The sequence below is a fragment of the Janthinobacterium sp. EB271-G4-3-2 genome (assembly GCF_020858035.1).
In the GTDB taxonomy this organism is placed as follows: Bacteria; Pseudomonadota; Gammaproteobacteria; order Burkholderiales; family Burkholderiaceae_D; genus Janthinobacterium; species Janthinobacterium aestuarii.
The window spans coordinates 190,579-208,677 of the sequence record NZ_JACYMG010000008.1; the positions used below are offsets into that span (position 1 = coordinate 190,579).

Sequence of the window (18,099 nt, forward strand, 5' to 3'; positions counted from 1 at the left end):
GCGGCAAGGTACGCCTCACTCCAGGAACGGCGCCATGACGCGCGCATAGTTGTCCTGGGCGCGCAGCAGGAATTCGCAGATTTCGCGCACCGCGCCGCGGCCGCCGCCGGCCTGCGTCACATGGTGCGCCAGGTCCTGCGCTTCCGGACGCCCGCCCGGCACGCTGACGGCAAAGCCCACGCGTTTCAGGATGGGCGCATCGATGACGTCGTCGCCGATATAGCCGCATTGTTCTTCCGTCAAGCCCGTCAGCGCCAGCAGTTCGCGAAACGGCGTCAGCTTGTCGTGGCCGCCCTGGTGCACATGGGTAATGCCCAGGTCTTGCGCGCGGCGCGCCGTAATGGCCGAGCGGCGCGCGCTGATGATGGCCGTCTGCACGCCCGATTCCTGCAGCAGCTTGATGCCCAGGCCATCATACACATTAAACGTTTTCATCATCTCGCCATCGGGGCCGAAATGCAGGCTGCCGTCGGTGAGCACGCCATCGACGTCAAAGATCATCAGTTTGACCTTGGCCGCGCGCGCCAGGTTGTCCGCTACGCTGTCCATCAGATCACCTTCGCTTGCGTCAGATCATGGATATGCAGGGCGCCCACCAGCTTGCCGTCGGCATCGACGACCAGCATCTGGTTGATGCGGAACTGCTCCATCACGGCCACGGCATCGACGGCTAGGCGTTCGGGAGCGATGCTGCGCGGCTGCGCATGCATGACGTCGCGGATCGCCACTTGCGTGAAATCCTGCACGCGCTCGAACATGCGGCGCAAGTCGCCATCCGTAAACACGCCCACGGGGCGGTTGTCCGCATCGACGATGGCCGTCATGCCCATGCCCTTCTTCGTCATTTCTTCCAGCGCCTGCAGCAGGGATGCCTCTACCGGCACTTTCGGCACCCGTTCGCCGCTGCGCATGACGTCATGCACGTGCGTGAGCAGGCGGCGGCCCAGGGCGCCGCCAGGGTGCGAGCGGGCGAAATCTTCTTCCTTGAAGCCACGCAAGTCGAGCAAGGCCACGGCGATGGCGTCGCCCAGGGCCAGGGTGACGGTGGTGCTGGCCGTCGGCGCCAGGTTCAGCGGACAGGCTTCTTTCTCAACAGAAATATCCAGGTGCACGTCGGCCAGCTGGGCCAGGCTGGAATTCGGTTTGCCCGTCATGGAAATCAGTACGCCGCCCATGCGCTTGACGACGGGCATGATGGCCATCAGTTCGGATGATTCGCCCGAATACGATATGGCAATAAAGGCATCGTCCGAGGTAACCATGCCCAGGTCGCCATGGGCCGCTTCGGCCGGATGCACGAACAGGGCCGGCGTGCCGGTGGAAGCGAGGGTGGCGGCAATCTTGCGCGCGATATGGCCGGACTTGCCGATGCCGGAGACGACGACTCTTCCTTTGCATTGCAGCAACAGCGCCACGGCGCGGCCCACGCTGTCGTCCGTGGCCAGGCGCGCGTGCAGCGCAACGATGGCGTCGGACTCGATCTGCAAGGTGGTGCGGGCCAGCGCGACAGCGCGCTCGGTCGTCGCTTGCATGTCAATTCGATCAAAAGCTTTCAGCATTGTTTTTTCATGGGTTACACTCATGCCCAAAGTATAAACGAATTAGGAAAGCAAAAAACTTGCCAGTCACAACAAACAACGATTTCCATTGACCGTACCGGGCAACCCATGTTTTCCTCGCTTGAACTGACCCTGATGTTACTCGGCAGCGCCGTGCTGGGCGTGGTCGCTTTCAGAATGTTGCATTTGCCGCCCATGCTGGGCTACCTGGCCGTTGGCATCGTCATCGGTCCCCACGCGCTGGGCCTGGCGGCGGAAAACGAAGCCAGCCACACTTTGGCCGAGTTCGGCGTCGTCTTCCTGATGTTTTCCATCGGGCTCGAGTTTTCTCTGCCCAAATTCCTCGCCATGCGGCGCATCGTCTTCGGCCTTGGCATGGCGCAGGTGGTCACCACCATCATCGCCACCGTCGTCTTCGGCTGGTTCGTCGGGCGCTACCTGTCCGCGTACATCCACCTGAGCTGGCAAGCCGCGTTCGCCCTGGGCGGCGCGCTGGCCATGTCGTCGACGGCCATCGTCTCGAAAATGCTCACGGAGCGGCTCGAGCTCGAAAGCGAACACGGGCGCAAGATCATCGGCATTTTGCTGTTCCAGGATCTGGCCGTCGTGCCGCTGCTGATCCTGATCCCCGCCCTCACGCGCGATTCGGACAATCTGGCCGAAACCCTGGCCTGGGCCGGCGGCAAGGCCCTGGTCGTACTGATCTTGCTGCTGTTCATCGGCCAGAAGATGGTGCGCGGCTGGCTGACCATCGTCGCCAAGCGCCGCTCGCAAGAATTGTTCATGCTCAACCTGCTGCTGATCACCTTGGGCGCGGCGTGGATCACGGAACGGGCCGGGCTGTCGCTGGCCCTGGGCGCGTTTGTTGCCGGCATGCTCATTTCCGAGACGGAATTCAAGCACCAGGTGGAAGAGGATATCAAGCCCTTCCGCGACGTACTGCTGGGCCTGTTCTTCATCACCGTCGGCATGCTGCTCAATATCCGCGTGGTGCTCGATAACTGGTGGCTGGTGCTGCTCTTGCTGTGCGGCCCCGTGCTGCTGAAATTTGCCCTGATCGCGGGCCTGGCGCGGCTGTTCGGGTCCAGCAACGGCGTGGCCCTGCGCACGGGACTGGGGCTGGCGCAGGCGGGCGAGTTCGGCTTCGTGCTGCTGAACCTGGCTGGCGGCATCAAGCTGATGGACCCGTTCGTCGTGCAGGTGGTGCTGGCCTCGATGGTGCTGTCGATGCTGGTGGCGCCCTTCCTCATCGCCAAGTCGGACGCCATCGTCATGAAACTGGCGGCCAACGACTGGATGATGCAGTCGCTGGCGCTGACCAGGATCGCCACGCGTACCATGGCATCGCAGAAACACGTGCTGATCGCCGGCTTCGGGCGCAGCGGGCAAAGCCTGGCCACCCTGCTGGCGGAAGAAAAAATCGAATACCACGCGCTGGACCTGGACCCGGAACGGGTGCAGGAAGCGCAGCTGGCCGGCGCCAACGTGTCGTATGGCGACGCGGGCCGGCGCGAAAGCCTGGTGGCGGCCGGCATCTACCGGGCCAGCGCCGTCGTGATCACGTATGCCAACACGCCTTCGGCACTGAAGTTATTGCACCTGCTGAACGAAATGGCGCCGACCTTGCCCGTCATCGTGCGCAGCCACGACGATACCGACCTCGACCAGTTGAAGAAGGCGGGCGCGGCCGAAGTGGTACCGGAATTGATGGAAGGCAGCCTGATGCTCGCTTCGCATGCCTTGATCATGATGGGCGTGCCCTTGCGCCGCGTGGTGCACCGGGTGCAGGCGGCGCGCGAGGAACGCTATGCCTCGCTGCGCGGCTATTTCCACGGTTCCAGCGACGCGGGCGACGATGCCGAGCTCGAACGCTTGCATACGGTTACCGTCAGCGAAGACGCGCATTGCGTGGGACTGCCCTTGAGTGCGGTCGACGTGGCCGGCTGCGGCGCGTTTGTGACGGCCATTCGCCGCGGCCGCGGCCGCGTAGACGTTACGCCCGAGACGCAGCTGGCCAGCGGCGACGTGGTGGTGCTGCGCGGCACGGCCGACGCCGTGGCCAAAGCCGAGACCTTGCTGTTGAAATAATCAGCCGATCTTGATCAACTGCGCTGCGCCGACCAGCTGACGACCTTGTTACGTCCATCGGCCTTGGCCTGGTACAGGGCCTGGTCGGCGTGCGCCACCAGTTGCTGCGCCACCGTTTCAATCGGCAGCAGCGCCGCGTCCGCTTCCAGGCTGGCCACGCCGATCGACACGCTGACCCACGCCTGCGCGCTGCCCGGCAAGTCGAACATGGTGCCGGCGATGCTGGCGCGGATGCGTTCGGCAACGAAGGTCGCGCTGTCGAGGTCGGCATCGATCAGCAGCACGACGAATTCCTCGCCGCCGAAGCGGCCCAGCGCATCGGAGCGGCGCAATTCCGTGCGGATGCGCGTGGCCACTTCGCGCAGCACTTCATCGCCGCCCTGGTGGCCATGCGTGTCATTGACCAGCTTGAAATGGTCGATGTCGATATACATGCATGAAATACAATAATTCTGGCGCCGCGCGCGGGCGATCTCTTCCAGCAAGCGGCGGTCGATATAGCGCCGGTTGTAGACACCCGTCAGGGAATCGGTCAAGCCGATGTATTTGAGCATTTCATTGCTGATCACGTTTTCCAGGCAAATGGCGATGATGGACGCCATGTGCTTGATGAAATCCGTGCCCAGCGCGGGCGTAAAGCGCGTCACGTCGCTGCTGGCCAGGTTCAGGCTGCCAATCAGGCGCTTGTTGCGCAGCAAGGGCACCAGCGCCACGCTGCGCAGCGCGTCGATCTGCGGAAAACGCGGGCCATGCACGGCCGCATCGAAGGCACCGAGCAGCGGCGATGGCGGCAAGGCCGCTTCGCCCTCGGCCACGGGCTTTGGTGCGGCAAAACCCAGCTCCGCCACGGCATGCACGAACAGCAACTGCGGGAAGGCGCTGAAATCGACACCGAGCTTTTCCATCACCAGCACGATATCGTCATCCTCGTCGAGCAGGCTCAAAGTGACACCGTCGAGGTCGGAAATCACGGGCAAGGTGCGGAAGATGGTGCCGATCAATTCAGGAAACGTGGACGCGCTGACGATTTCCAGGTCGAACGCCTGGTGGCGGCACATGATGTCATGGTTGCGCTCGGCCTGTTCCAGCAGGAAAGCCATGCGTGCGCGCAAGGCCTGGTTTTCGGCTTCGAGGCTGGCAATGCGCGGGTCCGGCGGTATTGCTTGATTCATAAAAACCTTAAACCCTTGTATGCGGGCGCCATGCTTAAAATGCCAGTTCGAAACCGATGTCCTGCCCCACCACGATACGCTCATCGCCGCCTTCGGTGACGATGGCGTTCATGCCGAAGCAGATGGCGCCGTCGAGCTCGGGCTTGGCGCGATAGCCATGCATGACGTCGAGCGGATCGGCTCCGGGCACGCCCGTGGCCTGGTCCACCGACGGAATCGGACAGCGCGAACACGGCTTGACGGGTTTTAGCACCGTCGCGCCGAATTGCAGGAAGTCGGCGTAGTCTTCCTCGAAGGCGCCGATATCGCCGATGACGAGGTTGGGGCGGAAGCGGTTCATCGGCAGCGCTTCGCGGCCGGCGGCGCGCAGCTTGTCATTCACGTCGGCCAGCGAAGCGGCGCCGGCGATCAGCACCGGGTAGCCATCGGCAAACATGGTCGAGGCGGCCACGCCATCGGTCCATGTGGTGCTGGTGGCGCGCACCACGTCCGGGTGAAAGCGCGCCAGGCGGCACGGCACGCCGATGGCGTTGGAAAACCAGGTGGCCGTGACGTCGTCGCAATCGTAGGCGCGCACGCAATCGTCCCACACTTGCACGTCGAGCATGGGCGAGTGTTGCGGATGCGGCAAGCCCAGCTCGATTTCCAGGCGCAGCATGCCCGGTGCGCGCAATTCCAGGGTGCTGGCCTTGATGGACGGCACGATCAGCGCCATGCGCGGATGCTCGCGCTGGGTCAGGAAGCGGCCCTGCTCATCGACCACCATCCATTCGCGGTCGAACACGTGCTCGCTCATCAGCCCCGAACGCGTCAGGACCGCCTCGCGCAAATGGATGCCAGCGCACGATTTGATGGGATACAGAATGATGTCGGACAGGATGGCCATGAACCGGAGACAGTGTTGCTGCTTCTGTCAGGAAATTATTCAGAAGCGAAGTATGGCAGCAAAGCGGGCAAGCGTAAATCAGCCAAGTCCAGCCGATGAGGCTGGCTTGGCGCGGAAATGATCAATACGTGTAGAAAATACGCTGGATTTCTTGCGTGCTGTTGGTTTTGGTCAAGGCCAGCATCAGCAGGATGCGGGCTTTTTGCGGGTTCAGGGTGTCGGACACGACACTATCGAGTTCATCGTCATTGGCTTCGCCATTGCGCGCCACGATGCCCTGGCCGACTCTGCTCGAACGCACGATCAGCACGCCCTTCTGGCGCGCTTCCACCAGGGCCGGCTTCATTTGCGCGGCCACGCTGCCATCGCCCACGCCAGCGTGGATGATGCCCTTGGCGCCAGCGGCGATGAAAGCGTCGATGCCGACACGGTTCATGTTGGCGTAGCCGTAGACGATGTCCACTTGCGGCAGAACATCGAGCTTGCTGATGTCAAATTCCGATTCCAGCGTGTGCTTGCGCGTCGACTGGCGGTAGAAGAAAGGCTTGCTGCCCTGGATGTAGCCGAGCATGCCCAGTTCAGGCGACTTGAAGGTATCCGTCGTCGAGGTATTGGTTTTGCTCACTTCGCGCGCGGCGTTGATCTGGTCGTTCAAGGCCACCAGGACGCCCTTGCCCACGGCTTCCTTGCTACCGGCCAGCAACACGGCGTTGTACAGGTTGATCGGGCCGTCAGCCGAGATGGCCGTCGATGGACGCATGGCGCCCACCACCACGACCGGCTTGTGGCTTTTCACGGTCAGGTTCAGGAAATACGCGGTTTCCTCGATGGTGTCGGTGCCGTGCGTGACGACCACGCCATCGACGTCGTTCGAGGCCAGCAGCACATTGATGCGCTTGGCCAGGGTCAGCCAGTGGCTGTTGCCCATGCTTTCACTGGCGATCTGGAATACTTGCTCGCCTTTTACGTTTGCCACTTTCTTCAGTTCCGGCACGGCCGCGATCAGGCGTTCGACGCCCACGGTGGCCGAGGTGTAGCCGACGGTGGTGGTGCTGTCGGCGCCGCTGCCGGCGATGGTGCCGCCCGTTGCCAGGATCACCACATTCGGCAATTTGACGGCCGCCTGTTGCGCGCGCGCAGGGGAGGCCGCGACAAAGCCCATCAGCAAGGTAGCCAGCATCAGCTGTGCACAAGAATGAAATTTACGTGAAAACATGGTGCTCCTGTTCGGTGATGTGTCAAAGATAACAAAGTCGTGTGCAAATTATATGTCATCAGTGCTACAAAAAAGCCCCGATTCACGCGTTCAGCGCAAACGTGCGCCCCTTCCCATGCGCTACAGTGGCGCCATGTCCACACTCCTGTCCTTGCGGTCTTGCCTCGTCCTGCCGTTCGCCCTGATGGCGCTGGGCGCCTGCGCCACACAAATCGAACTGCGCACGGCGGCGCAGCAGGAGCAGTTCGCGCGGGAAGCGGCCAGCCAGGGCGACTGGGCGCAAGCCATGCGCAACTACGCGGACGCGGCCGACAATGCCGAACTGGGCCATGGCGATCTCGCTTGGCAGGCGCGGCTGCACCACGAGGCGGGGCGCGCCGCCAGCGGGGCCTGCCGCGACGATGCGGCCGAATTTCATTTCCGCCGCGCCATCGCGCTGGCCAAGAAAGGCGGTCAATCGAGCGCCCTCAGCGACAAGGCGCTGGAATCGCTACAGGCCGGCAAACCTTGCGGAGTCCTTCGATGAACACCGCCCGCACCGTGCTGGCCGCCTGCGCCTTCTTCGCCGCCATGGCGCCGGCGCAAGCCGCCGAAGCACCGCTGCCATTATGGGAAGCGGGCGTATTTGGCGGCACGGCCGTCACGCCCGCCTATCCCGGCGCCAGCGAACGCTCGACGCGCAGCCTGGCCCTGCCCTATCTGATTTATCGCGGGAAAGTGTTGCGCGCCGACCGTTCGGGCGTGGGCGCGCGCCTGCTCGATACGGACCGCCTCGACTTCGATATCGGTTTTGCCCTGTCCTTGCCTGCCCGTTCCAGCGACGTGCCGGCCCGGCGCGGCATGCCCGATCTGGGCACCCTGGTGGAATTTGGCCCGCGTCTGAAAATCAAGCTGGCCGAGCCGACGCAGCACAGCCGCCTGGGCCTGGAACTGCCGTTGCGCGCCGTCATCGAAGCGCGCGGCGGCCTGCGCCGCCAGGGCGCCACGTTCGAGCCGCGTTTCGTGTATGGACTGCAAGGCGGGCAGCAGGCATGGCATGTGGACGCCAGCCTGGGCGCCGTGCTGGGCAATGCCGCCATCAATGATTATTTTTATGGCGTCAGCCCCGCGTTTGTCACCGCTGAGCGGCCAGCGTATGCGGCAAAAAGCGGGCTGATGCTCACGCGGCTGGGTCTGGGCGGTTCGTACCGGCTGCACCAGGACTGGCGCGCCTTTGCCTTTCTGCGCTACGACAACTACTCAGGCGCCGCCAACCGCGCCAGCCCCCTGCTGCGCCAGAACAGCGGCACCTCGGCCGGCATCGGGCTGATGTGGACGTGGCGGCGCTCGGACAGCCTGGCGCGGGGTGCGGACGACTAGCGGCGGGATGGCTTAAAACTCCGTCGTGGCCGACAGCATGACCGTGCGCGGCGCGCCCAGGCCCAGGCTGGTCCATTGCGGCAGCGCCCAGTACGCCTTGTTGCCGACGTTCGTCACGCTGGCGCGCACGGTCAACGGCCGGCCAGCCGCCTTCATCGCATAGCGGGCGCCCAGATCAAACACGGTACGGCCCGGCACGGACATCGAATTGTCGGCATTGATGTATTGCTTCGATGCCGCCGTCGCATTCGCCGTCAGGGTCACGCCGGGGATGGCGGGCGTATCCCATTCGACACCGAGCTTGGCTTGCAGCTTGGGCACGCCCGCTGCCTGCTTGCCCTGGTTGGCGCCGCCCGGCGTCTTGCTCAAGACCGGGTCGACATACGCCACGCCGCCCATCAGGCGCACGTCGCGCAGGGGCGAACCGAAGAAGCCCCAGTCGATGCCGCGGTTGCGCTGTTCGCCGCCAAAGGAAAAGATATTGCTGACGGGATCGACATAGCTGCTGGGCCGCTTGATTTCATACATGCTGACCGTATGCGCGAACTCGCCCAGGTCGACCTTGAAGCCAAGCTCCGCCTGCTTCGACTTGTATGGCGCAAAGACCTCGCCCGAGTTGGCCGCCGTCAACGGCGCCGTGGCGCCCTGGCTCAAGCCTTCGATGTAATTGCCATACAGGGAAATCGTCTGGCTCGCCTTGACCAGCAGGGCGACGGCCGGCGTGGTGGCGCCTTCGTCATAGCGCGAGGTGCGGGCGCCCGTCTTGATGTTGAAGTTATCGCTGAGCACTTCCTGGCGGCGCAAGCCCACCGTCAGCTGCACCTTGTCTTGCGCAAAAGAAAGTGTGTCGACCAGGCCGATACTGGCCAGGCGGAGTTCCGCCTTGGAAATTTGCGGTGCTTCGAAGCGCGTCGCCGGCCCCCAGACGGGGTTATAGATATTCGTGATCCAGTCTTTTGCCAGGGTATTTCTGCGCCCGTACTGCTTGTCCGTGTGGTGATAATACGTGGCGTTGACGGCCCATTGGTGGCCGATATCGCCCGTGCGCAGCTTGCCCCGCAAGCCCGCTTCCGCCGACTGCTTTTCCACATCAAAACCCAGGTCGGCAAGATTGGTGCGGTAGTCGCCAGCCGTGTTGAACACCTGGATCAGGTACGCGCCCGTCGACTGATAGTCGGCCCGGCTGGCGCCCACGGCGGCATACGCCATCACTTGCCCGTTCAGGTCCAGCTCGCCACGCAGCATGGCGCCCTTGTCCTTGGTATCGTAGAACGCCCAGCTGGGATTCAACAAGGTTTCCGCTTTCGGCGGGCGCGGCACGGGCAAGCCGGGGGCCAGGTTGACGCCCCGGTTCAAGCCATCGGCGCGATCCTCGCTGTGGTACAGGTCGGCGGACAGGCGCGCACCGTTGCCACGCCAGTCCAGGCCCACGGAAACGAGCTTGGTCTTCTTTTTCTGATGGTCGATGGCGCCCTCGCCATCGCGGTAGACGCCGTTGACGCGGATGCCGAACTGTTTATTCTCGCCGAACCGCTGACCCAGGTCCACATGGCCGCCCCATTGCGCGTCCGACATGTACGATGCCGTCATGCGCGCCAGCGGCGTGTCGCCCGCGCGCTTGGGCACGAGGTTGATGCTGCCGCCTACCGAGCCGCCCGGTGGCATGCCATTGAGCAATGCTGACGGTCCCTTCAGCACCTCGATGCGCTCGAACATTTCAGGCGAAGTGCGGTAGTAAGGCGAGATGCCGTACAAGCCGCCAAACGCGACGTCGCCGATATTCGAGCTGAAGCCCCGTATCGAATAATTCTCGCCAATGATGCCCGTCATGCCGCTGCTGAAGACGGTGGGATCGGTGGCGGAAATCACATCGGTGATGTCGCGCGCCTGCCGGTCTTCGATGAATTTATCCGTATAGCTGATGGTGTTGAACGGGGTTTCCATGAAATCCTTGTCGCCCAAAAATCCCACGCGGCCGCCGGACGCCACTTGCCCACCGGCATAGGCATCCGTCACCGTGTTGCCCTTGCCCCACACCGTCACGGCCGGCATGGTGGCGGCGGCCTCGGCGGCGGCGCTGTGCGCCGCTTCGCGGCGTACCGTATAGCTGCCATTGCCCTCGCGCACGGCTTGCAAGCCGTGGCCGCGCAACAATTCGTAAAAACCCTCGGGCACGCTGTAGCTGCCGGACAGGCCGGCGCTGTTCTTGCCTTGCAGCAGGCTAGCCTCGACCGTCAATTCCACGCCCGCCTCGGCGGCGAAAATGTTGAGCGCCGAGCCCAGCGCACCGGCCGGCACGCTGAACGCTTGCCGGGCCGGGCCCGTCCCCGCTTGCGCGTAGGCCGGCGGGGCCGCCACGCCCAGCGCCCCCACGGTCAAGCCCGTGATGAGCGCCAGTTGCACGGCGGTGGCGATGCGGCTCAGGTTCAAGGCGGGAAGGTGGCGCGTTGCCATGCGGTGTGTCATACAGTAAATCCTTTCAGATGGGATGATTGCTTGTTCTCACCCTATCTCCCGAACGAAAAGGCAAAACCCTCAATCTAAATACGAATCATTACGAAAATATTATTGATAACCTTTGAGCACGTCGTCGATCACCCGTTTCAGCGACGTCACGCTGGCCGCCGTGATGTACCAGGCGTCCGCATCGACGAAGACGACGCGGCCGTTCTTCCAGGCCTTGGTCTGGCGCAGCAGCGGATTGGCCATCTGTTCGGCCGTCATGACGGGACGGTGTTCCATCACGGCCGTACGGTCGACAACATAGATGATGTCGGGGTTGGCTTGCTGGATGAATTCGCTGGAAATGGGCTGGCCATGCAAGCCCGCTTCGATGGCCGAACTGGCGGGTTTCACGCCCAGCGCATCAAAGACAAAACCGTAGCGCGACTGCACGCCAAATGAGCTGAAGGCGCCATTGTTGTGCAGCACGATGAGCGCTTTCTCGGGACGCTCCTGGGTCACCTTGCGCGCGTCCGCCACCTTGGCGTCAAGCTCCTGCGCTTTCCGGTTGGCGAGGTCTTCCTTGCCGAAGATCCGTCCCAGCGTCAGCAAGTGCTGTTTGACCACCTCGATATGCTTGCTTTCGCTATTCTGGTAATCCACGTCGAAATGCAAGGTGGGCGCGATCTGGCTCAGTTCCTTGTAATGGTTGGCCTGGATCGACGTCATCAGCACCAGATCGGGCTGGAGCGCGTGGATATGCTCGAGATTGGGTTGCACGATGGCGCCCAGGTCGCGGATGTTCGCGTCGTCCTTGTAGCGGGTGAGGAAATGCGGCACGTAATCCTTCACCATGCCGGCCACGGGCACGCCCAGCTGGTCGAGGAAATCGACTTCGTTCATATCGAGCACGGCCACGCGCTGGGGACGATGTTTGATCACCGTCGTACCCAGTTTATGCACGATGGTGACGGGAGTAAATGCCTGCTCCGACGCGGAAGCGGCAGGCGCCGGCGGCGCCGTGGCCACCTTGTCGGTGCAGCCTTGCAGGGCGGCCATGGCGGCGAGCAGCACGGCCAGCGCGCAGCGGGATTTGTTCCAGATCATTTCAAGCTCCTGTGGGGGTAAAGTAATTGCAGACGCAGCCGCGCTCATTGCGCACGATGTGAAAATCGATGCCGTACAGCGCCAGCAAGCGTGCCTCGGTGACGACCTCGTCGGCAGGGCCGGAAAAGCGCACGGCGCCACCCTGCATGGCGACGATGTGGTCGGAATAATTGGCGGCGAAATTGATGTCGTGGATCACCAGGATCACGGTGCGGCCCTGCTCGTCGCACAGGCGGCGCAACGCGCGCATGATCTGCACGGCGTGTTGCATGTCGAGGTTGTTGAGCGGCTCGTCGAGCAGCAAAATATCGGTCTGCTGGGCGATCGTCATGGCCAGGAAGGCCATCTGGCGCTGGCCGCCGCTCAGCTCATCGACATACGCCAGACGCAGATTGTCCAGCGACAAAAAGGCGATGGCCTCGTCGATCGCTTGCCGGTCTTGCGCCGTCAAGTTACCCCGGCTGTAGGGAAAGCGGCCGAAGGCGACCAGCTCCTCCACCGTCAGGCGCAAATGAAAATCGGGCGACTGGCGCAGGGTGGCCACCAGTCTCGCATAGTCCTGGATCTTGATGGCCGCGATGCTGCGCCCGTCTATCGCAATCTCGCCGCCATCCGCTTCCTGCAAGCGCGCGATGAGCATCAGCAAGGTGGTCTTGCCGGCGCCATTCGGGCCGATCAAGGACGTCACTTTCCCCTTGGGAAACTGCACGCTGACGTTGTCCAGCACGCGCCTGGCGCCGTAGCTTTTTTCAATATGGTTGACGTGGATCATGCGGTACCCCGGGTGCGGACCATGAGCGCGAGGAAATACGCGCCACATACGAGGTTGACGAGGATGCCAACCGTGGTCCGGTAGTTGAAAACGTGCTCGACCAGCAGCTGGGCGGCCAGGAAGATGGCAATGGCGATGGCGCAGCCCAGCGGCAAGGTGGCGCGGTGACGCCCCGTGCGGGCCAAGGCATACGTTGTGTTCGCCACAAAGATACCCATGAAGGCCGTGGGGCCCAGCAGGCTGGTCGACACGGCCACCAGCACGGCGATCAGCGCCAGCTGCAGCCGCACCATGCGCCGATAATCGATGCCGAGCGAGATCGCCTGTTCGCGCCCCAGCGCCAGCACGTCGAGCGCCGGCAAAGTTTTCACGACAGCCACGCAGGCGGCGCCTGCCAGCAGGGCCGAGTACAGCAATTGCACCGGCTGCGCCTTGTTGAACGAAGCCTGGCTGAAGCCTTGCAAGATGGCAAATTCACCGGGGCTGATGCGCAGCTGGATGAACTGGGTAAACGTGCCGATCACCATCGTCAGCACAAAACCCAGCAGCAACAGAAAATACACGTTGTTCTTGCCATCACGAAACAGCCAATAGTGGATGGCCCAGGAATACGCGAGCATCAGCGCAATCGACACGACAAAATTACCGTTCTGTCCCAGCAGCACCACGCTGTGCATGCCCATCGCGAGGATCAGCAGCGATTGCAGCAGCAGGTACACGGCTTCATAACCCATGACGGCCGGCGTCAGTATCCGGTTGCCGGCGATGGTCTGGAACACAATCGACGACACGGCCACGCAGACGCCGCCGATGGCGATGGCGGCCAGCCGCGACAATCGTTTGGGAATGACGTAATCGAAGTCGAGATTGGCGCCGAGGAAGAGGAAAGCGAGCGCCAAAGCAAACACGGCCAGCCACAGTGTCCGCTGGTTCAAACTGCGCCTCATCGCCGCCCCCGGATGATCAGGATGAGGAACAGCAACCCGCCCACGCCGCCCGCCGTCAGGCCGATCGGCACCTCGAATGGATAGATCAGCAAGCGCCCGGCGATGTCGCAGGCCAGCAGCAGCGAGGCACCGCACAGCGCGACGATGGGCAGGGTGCGCTCCAGCCTGTCGCCATAGCGCAAGGCCACCAGATTCGGGATGGCCAGTCCGACGAACGGGATCGCCCCCACCGTGATCACCGTGGCCGCCACCGTGACGGCCACCAGCATCAGGCCCAGCGCCACCGTGCCCGCATAATTCAGGCCCAGGCTGGTAGCCATGCCCTCGCCCATGCCCAGCACGGTAAAACGCTGCGCGTACACATACGTGAGGGCAACGATGGGCAGGATCAGATAAATGATTTCATAGTTGCCCTGCACGATGCGCGAAAAATCGCCGAGCAGCCAGCCCTGCATGCTTTGCAGGATATTGTTGCGGTAGGCATAAAACTCGGCCACGGCGCTGAGCACGCCGCCATACACGAGGCCGATGACGGGGACGAGTATCGTGTTCTTGAAGCGGATGCGGCGGATCAGGGCCACGTACAGTACGCTGGCGGCAAGGCAGAAGGCCAGCGCGAACGCCATCTTGCCGGCCGTGCCCGCCGCAGGCGCCACGGTCAGCGCAACGAGGATGCCCAGCTTGGCCGCGTCGAGGCCGCCCGAGGTGGCCGGCTCGACGAATTTGTTGCGCACGATGTGCTGCAGGATGACGCCGCACACGGACAGGCCCACGCCCGTCAGCACCAGCGCCGCCAAACGGGGCAGCCGGCTGGCCGTCAGGGTCAGCCAAGCATCGGCAGACAGCGCGCCGGACGATGACAACAGTTGTGCCCACTCCATCTGCCTGGCGCCGACCAGCAAGGAGGCGCAGCACAGCAGCACGAAAAGGAAAAGCCGACGCGCGTGTGTCAAATGCCGGACTCCGTTCCAGGCTGGCGCGCGGGCGCGGCGATGCGCCAGCCTTTGGCCGCCTGGCGCTGGGCCAGGAAGTGCGCATACAGGCCGCCCTGCGCGCGCAAGATGGCTGGCGCGCCCTGCTCGCCCAGGGTGCCGCCATCGAGCACGACAATCTGGTCGGCCATGGCCACCGTCGACAACTGGTGCGCGATGACGATCACCGTGCGCTTGCCGCGCAGCCGCGCCAGCGCTTCGGCGATGGCGGCCTGGTTTTCCGCGTCGAGCGCGGCCGTCGCCTCGTCGACCAGCAGAATCGGTGCATCCTTGACCAGCGCGCGCGCGATGGCGATGCGCTGGCGTTCGCCGCCGGACAGGCGCGCGCCGCCCTCGCCCACCGGCGTCGCAAGTCCCTGTGGCAAGCGGGCGATGATCTCGGCCACGCCAGCCTGGCGCGCCGCGTCCAGCACCTCGGCATCGGTCGCCTCCGGCTTGCCGATGCGGATGTTGTCTCCGATGCTGCCCTGGAACAGATAACTATCCTGGAATATCTGGCTGATCTGGCCGGCCAATTGCTCGCTGGACATGTCGCGCACATCGACGCCGCCCACCAGCACCGTGCCTGCACTGGCGTCAAAGAAGCGCGCAATCAGGCGCGCCAGGGTCGTCTTGCCTGAACCGGAAGCGCCGATCAGTGCCGTCATGCTGCCCGGCGCAATCTGCAGGTTGATGTCCGTCAAGACGTCGGGCTGTTCCGGCGCATAGCGGAAGTACACATTGCGCAATTCGATCGAAGCATCGCGCGGCGCTTGCGGCTTGTGTGCTTCCGGCAAGGGCTGCACGGCGAAAATATCGCGCGCAGCGTCCAGCGGGCCGCGCGCGCCACGCAGCACTTCGCCATAGCTGGCCGCTTCCCGCAGCGGGTCGACAAAGCGCACCACCAGCAGCAATGCCACGATGACGGTGATGGCATCTGCCACCGCTACCGTACCGAGCAGGCTCGCGGCAACGGCCAGCAAGACGGCGAAGATGGCTTGCACGGTCCAGGCGTTCAGCACCGACGACAGCGCCGACAGGTAAATGAGCCGCGTGCCCGCGTGACGCTGTGTGTCGATGGCTTGCTGCAGGAAACGCGTGCCGCCGTCAGCTGCGCCACCGCCGTTACCATTGAAGGCGCGCAGCACCGATTGCGCTTGTGCAAACTCCACAAGGCGCTGGCTGGTCTGGGCAAAATGATGGTGGTAGGCATCGTCGGCGCGCTGGCCCAGGTGCGCCGTGAGCCGCAAGGCGCCAGCCAGCAGGGGCAGCGCCAGCAGCGCGATCACGCCCAGCTGCCAATGCAGCGCAAACAGCGCGGCCAGCAATACCACGGGCGTGACGGCGCCGCAAATCACAGGCGTGAGCACGTGGGCCGGCAGCTGCGCGACATTCATCATGCCTTGCGTGATGACGTGGCCCAGCTTCGCCGTATTCTCCGGCGTGAACCAGCCGACGGGCAGGCGCGCCACGTGGTCGCCCAGGCGCTGGCGCGCCCCTTGCAAGACCGTCACGCCCACGCGCACGCCAGCTTTCTCCACTTGTCGCCGCCAGGCCCAGCAAGCGACCAGCCCGGCCAGCAGCACGATCAGCCACAGGGCCGCGCCGCCCGTATCGCCGGCCAGCAGCCGGCCCAGGGCCAACACCAGTGCCGTGATCGTCAGCCCGCTGAGCACGCCATACGCGAGCGCCATGGCGCAGTAGCGGCGGAACACGGGCGCATCGTCGCCCAGCAGTTGAATAAATGTTTTCAGCATGGGAGCACCGCATCTTCCTGGGAATCTTGATAGCCGCCCAGCGCCCACAGTTGCGCATAGCGGCCCTGGTGGGCGAGCAAGCCGGCATGGCTGCCCTGCTCGGCGATGGCGCCGTTCTCGACGACGACGATATTGTCGGCATGCATGACCGTGTCGAGCCGGTGCGCGATCACCAGCAGGGTGCGGCCTTGGGCGAAGCGCGACAGCGCATCCTGGATCGCCACTTCGTTTTCCGCGTCGGCCGCGGCCGTCGCCTCGTCGAGCACCAGCACGGATGGATCGAGCAGCACGGCACGGGCGATGCTGACGCGCTGCAGCTCGCCGCCGGACAGCTGCGCATCCTCGCCGATGACGGAATCGTAGCCGCGTGGCAAGGCTAGGATGCGCTCGTGGATATTCGCCAAGCGCGCCGCCTCTTCGATCTCGTGCGTGCTGGCCGATGGGCGGCCCAGCGCAATGTTCTCGCGCACGCTGGCGTGGATCAGCCGCACTTCCTGCAGCACGAAACCGATGCGCCGGTACAGCTCGGGCGTGGCAATGTGCCGCAGGTCGGCGCCGCCGAGCGTGATGCGCCCCTCGGTCGGGTCGAAAAAGCGCAGTAGCAGCCGCGCCAGGGTCGACTTGCCGGAACCGGAAGCGCCGACGATGGCCGTCACCGTGCCCGGATGCAAAGTCAGCGTGATGTCCGACAGCGCCTTGTTCTGCCCATCGTAGGCATAGCCCACATTTTCCATGCGAATCTCGGTACCAACTGGCAACTGCTGCTGGCCTGGCGCCGGCTGCGCCAGTACGGGCGTGTCGAGCAAGGCTTGCACGCGCTGGGCCGCACCCGTGGCATTGTTGAGGTCATGCGTGAGGTAATGCAGCAGCAGCATCGGCGCGGAAATGCCGGGCGCCACGAGGGCGAACGGCAGGATATCGACGGGCGCCATCGCCTCCAGCGCCACGAACACGGTGCCGGCGAGCACCACCACGCCCAGCACGGCGACGGGCGCGATCAGCGCATTGGCATTCGCCATGGAGCCGACCAGGGGGCGCGTAAACGCGGCAAACGCCTCGGCAAACGCATCGACGGCGGCGCGGTAGCTGCCGTGCGCACGTCCCGTGGCGCCAAAGGCCTTGACCACGGGGATGCCGTTGACGAATTCCACCACGGCATTGTTGATGCGTCCCATGCCGGCGACAAATTGCTCCATATTGCCGCCACTGGCCTTCATGGCGCGGCCAAAGAACAGGAAGAAGCCGGGAAATGGCAGGATGGCGACGAGGGCCAGGCGCCAGTCCATGGCGAACAAGTAAATGACGGAGATGACGATGGCGCCCACGGCGCGTCCCGTCGTCGTATAAAAGTGCGCGGTGAGGCTGTGCAGGGTATTGATATCGTCCTGCATCGCCTGCTTGACCTCGCCCGAGGCACGGCTGGTGAACCAGCCCAGCGGCACCTGCCCCAGGCGCTGCATGGCTTGCAGGCGCAATTGATGGGTGAGGCGGTTGTCGGCCAGATGCGCGGCCAGCTCGCCCAGCGTGATCAGGGCCATGCCGGCAAACAGGCAGGCGACGCTGACGAGAATGGTGGGCCAGATGGCAAGCTGCGTGGCAGCAGGGGCCAGGGCGATGCTGGCGATGTGCGCGATGCCGGCCAGCGGCACCAGGGTCAGCATGGAACCCGTGCCGGCCAGCACGGCGGCGGCGATCAGGCGCCCGCGGATGGGCTGCAGTATCCGGCTGATCGGGCCGGCCTGGCGGCTTGGGCTACTCATGGGGAAAACGGGAAAAAGCGTGCATAAGTTCAATGGATAAGGGTGGCTCTCACCCTATATCCC

At 64.0% G+C, this 18,099-nt stretch carries 15 protein-coding genes; 3 read left to right on the forward strand and 12 right to left on the reverse strand.

Features of this window, described 5'->3' with window-relative positions:
- Positions 1-15: 15 nt before the first annotated feature.
- Together IGS55_RS18065 and IGS55_RS18070 are read right to left on the reverse strand one after the other, a co-directional pair.
- Positions 16-549, reverse strand: coding sequence for a KdsC family phosphatase (locus IGS55_RS18065; protein WP_046681707.1), 534 nt, complete (start codon positions 547-549; stop codon positions 16-18).
- Positions 549-1,583 (reverse strand): KpsF/GutQ family sugar-phosphate isomerase, encoded by a 1,035-nt coding sequence (locus tag IGS55_RS18070; protein ID WP_374106893.1) that lies wholly within the window; start codon positions 1,581-1,583, stop codon positions 549-551. The genes IGS55_RS18065 and IGS55_RS18070 overlap by 1 nt, the downstream gene beginning before the upstream one ends.
- An 84-nt stretch (positions 1,584-1,667) precedes the next feature.
- On the opposite strand from IGS55_RS18070, the gene IGS55_RS18075 reads away from it, so the two are divergent.
- Positions 1,668-3,647 carry a monovalent cation:proton antiporter family protein gene (locus IGS55_RS18075; RefSeq protein ID WP_230516742.1) on the forward strand — a complete coding sequence of 660 codons (1,980 nt, stop codon included), beginning with the start codon at positions 1,668-1,670 and terminating at the stop codon, positions 3,645-3,647.
- A gap of 14 nt (positions 3,648-3,661) precedes the next feature.
- Here the strand turns inward: IGS55_RS18075 and IGS55_RS18080 are convergent, their stop codons facing one another.
- From IGS55_RS18080 to IGS55_RS18090, 3 genes are all read right to left on the reverse strand, one after another.
- A complete protein-coding gene (locus IGS55_RS18080; protein ID WP_230516743.1) occupies positions 3,662-4,819 on the reverse strand; it encodes a GGDEF domain-containing protein in 1,158 nt (385 codons plus the stop codon).
- Between the two features lie 34 nt (positions 4,820-4,853).
- Positions 4,854-5,705, reverse strand: a complete 852-nt coding sequence (locus tag IGS55_RS18085; RefSeq protein ID WP_230516744.1) for an MOSC domain-containing protein — start codon at positions 5,703-5,705, stop codon at positions 4,854-4,856.
- 121 nt (positions 5,706-5,826) lie between these two features.
- Positions 5,827-6,921, reverse strand: a complete 1,095-nt coding sequence (locus IGS55_RS18090; protein WP_128141112.1) for a type II asparaginase — start codon at positions 6,919-6,921, stop codon at positions 5,827-5,829.
- 133 nt (positions 6,922-7,054) lie between these two features.
- Between IGS55_RS18090 and IGS55_RS18095 the strand changes: the two genes are divergently transcribed.
- Both IGS55_RS18095 and IGS55_RS18100 read left to right on the forward strand, forming a co-directional pair.
- The gene (locus IGS55_RS18095) at positions 7,055-7,447 is read left to right on the forward strand and encodes a hypothetical protein (protein WP_230516745.1); all 393 of its coding nucleotides are present in this window, start codon (positions 7,055-7,057) and stop codon (positions 7,445-7,447) included.
- Positions 7,444-8,280: a MipA/OmpV family protein gene (locus tag IGS55_RS18100; protein ID WP_230516746.1), complete on the forward strand. Its 837-nt coding sequence runs from the start codon at positions 7,444-7,446 to the stop codon at positions 8,278-8,280. The genes IGS55_RS18095 and IGS55_RS18100 overlap by 4 nt, the downstream gene beginning before the upstream one ends.
- Before the next feature lie 12 nt (positions 8,281-8,292).
- Here IGS55_RS18100 and IGS55_RS18105 read toward each other — a convergent pair whose 3' ends face one another.
- The 7 genes from IGS55_RS18105 to IGS55_RS18135 form a co-directional block, all read right to left on the reverse strand.
- Positions 8,293-10,746, reverse strand: a complete 2,454-nt coding sequence (locus tag IGS55_RS18105) for a TonB-dependent receptor (RefSeq protein ID WP_230516747.1) — start codon at positions 10,744-10,746, stop codon at positions 8,293-8,295.
- Between the two features lie 99 nt (positions 10,747-10,845).
- Positions 10,846-11,829: a siderophore ABC transporter substrate-binding protein gene (locus IGS55_RS18110; protein WP_230516748.1), complete on the reverse strand. Its 984-nt coding sequence runs from the start codon at positions 11,827-11,829 to the stop codon at positions 10,846-10,848.
- A gap of 1 nt (position 11,830) precedes the next feature.
- Positions 11,831-12,601 carry an iron ABC transporter ATP-binding protein gene (locus tag IGS55_RS18115; protein WP_230516749.1) on the reverse strand — a complete coding sequence of 257 codons (771 nt, stop codon included), beginning with the start codon at positions 12,599-12,601 and terminating at the stop codon, positions 11,831-11,833.
- Positions 12,598-13,548, reverse strand: a complete 951-nt coding sequence (locus tag IGS55_RS18120) for an iron chelate uptake ABC transporter family permease subunit (RefSeq protein ID WP_230516750.1) — start codon at positions 13,546-13,548, stop codon at positions 12,598-12,600. The genes IGS55_RS18115 and IGS55_RS18120 overlap by 4 nt, the downstream gene beginning before the upstream one ends.
- Positions 13,545-14,501: an ABC transporter permease gene (locus IGS55_RS18125; RefSeq protein ID WP_230516751.1), complete on the reverse strand. Its 957-nt coding sequence runs from the start codon at positions 14,499-14,501 to the stop codon at positions 13,545-13,547. Before IGS55_RS18125 ends, IGS55_RS18120 begins: the two co-directional genes overlap by 4 nt.
- Positions 14,498-16,276, reverse strand: coding sequence for an ABC transporter ATP-binding protein (locus IGS55_RS18130; protein WP_230516752.1), 1,779 nt, complete (start codon positions 16,274-16,276; stop codon positions 14,498-14,500). Before IGS55_RS18130 ends, IGS55_RS18125 begins: the two co-directional genes overlap by 4 nt.
- Positions 16,270-18,036 (reverse strand): ABC transporter ATP-binding protein, encoded by a 1,767-nt coding sequence (locus IGS55_RS18135; RefSeq protein WP_230516753.1) that lies wholly within the window; start codon positions 18,034-18,036, stop codon positions 16,270-16,272. Before IGS55_RS18135 ends, IGS55_RS18130 begins: the two co-directional genes overlap by 7 nt.
- Between the last annotated feature and the right edge of the window lie 63 nt (positions 18,037-18,099).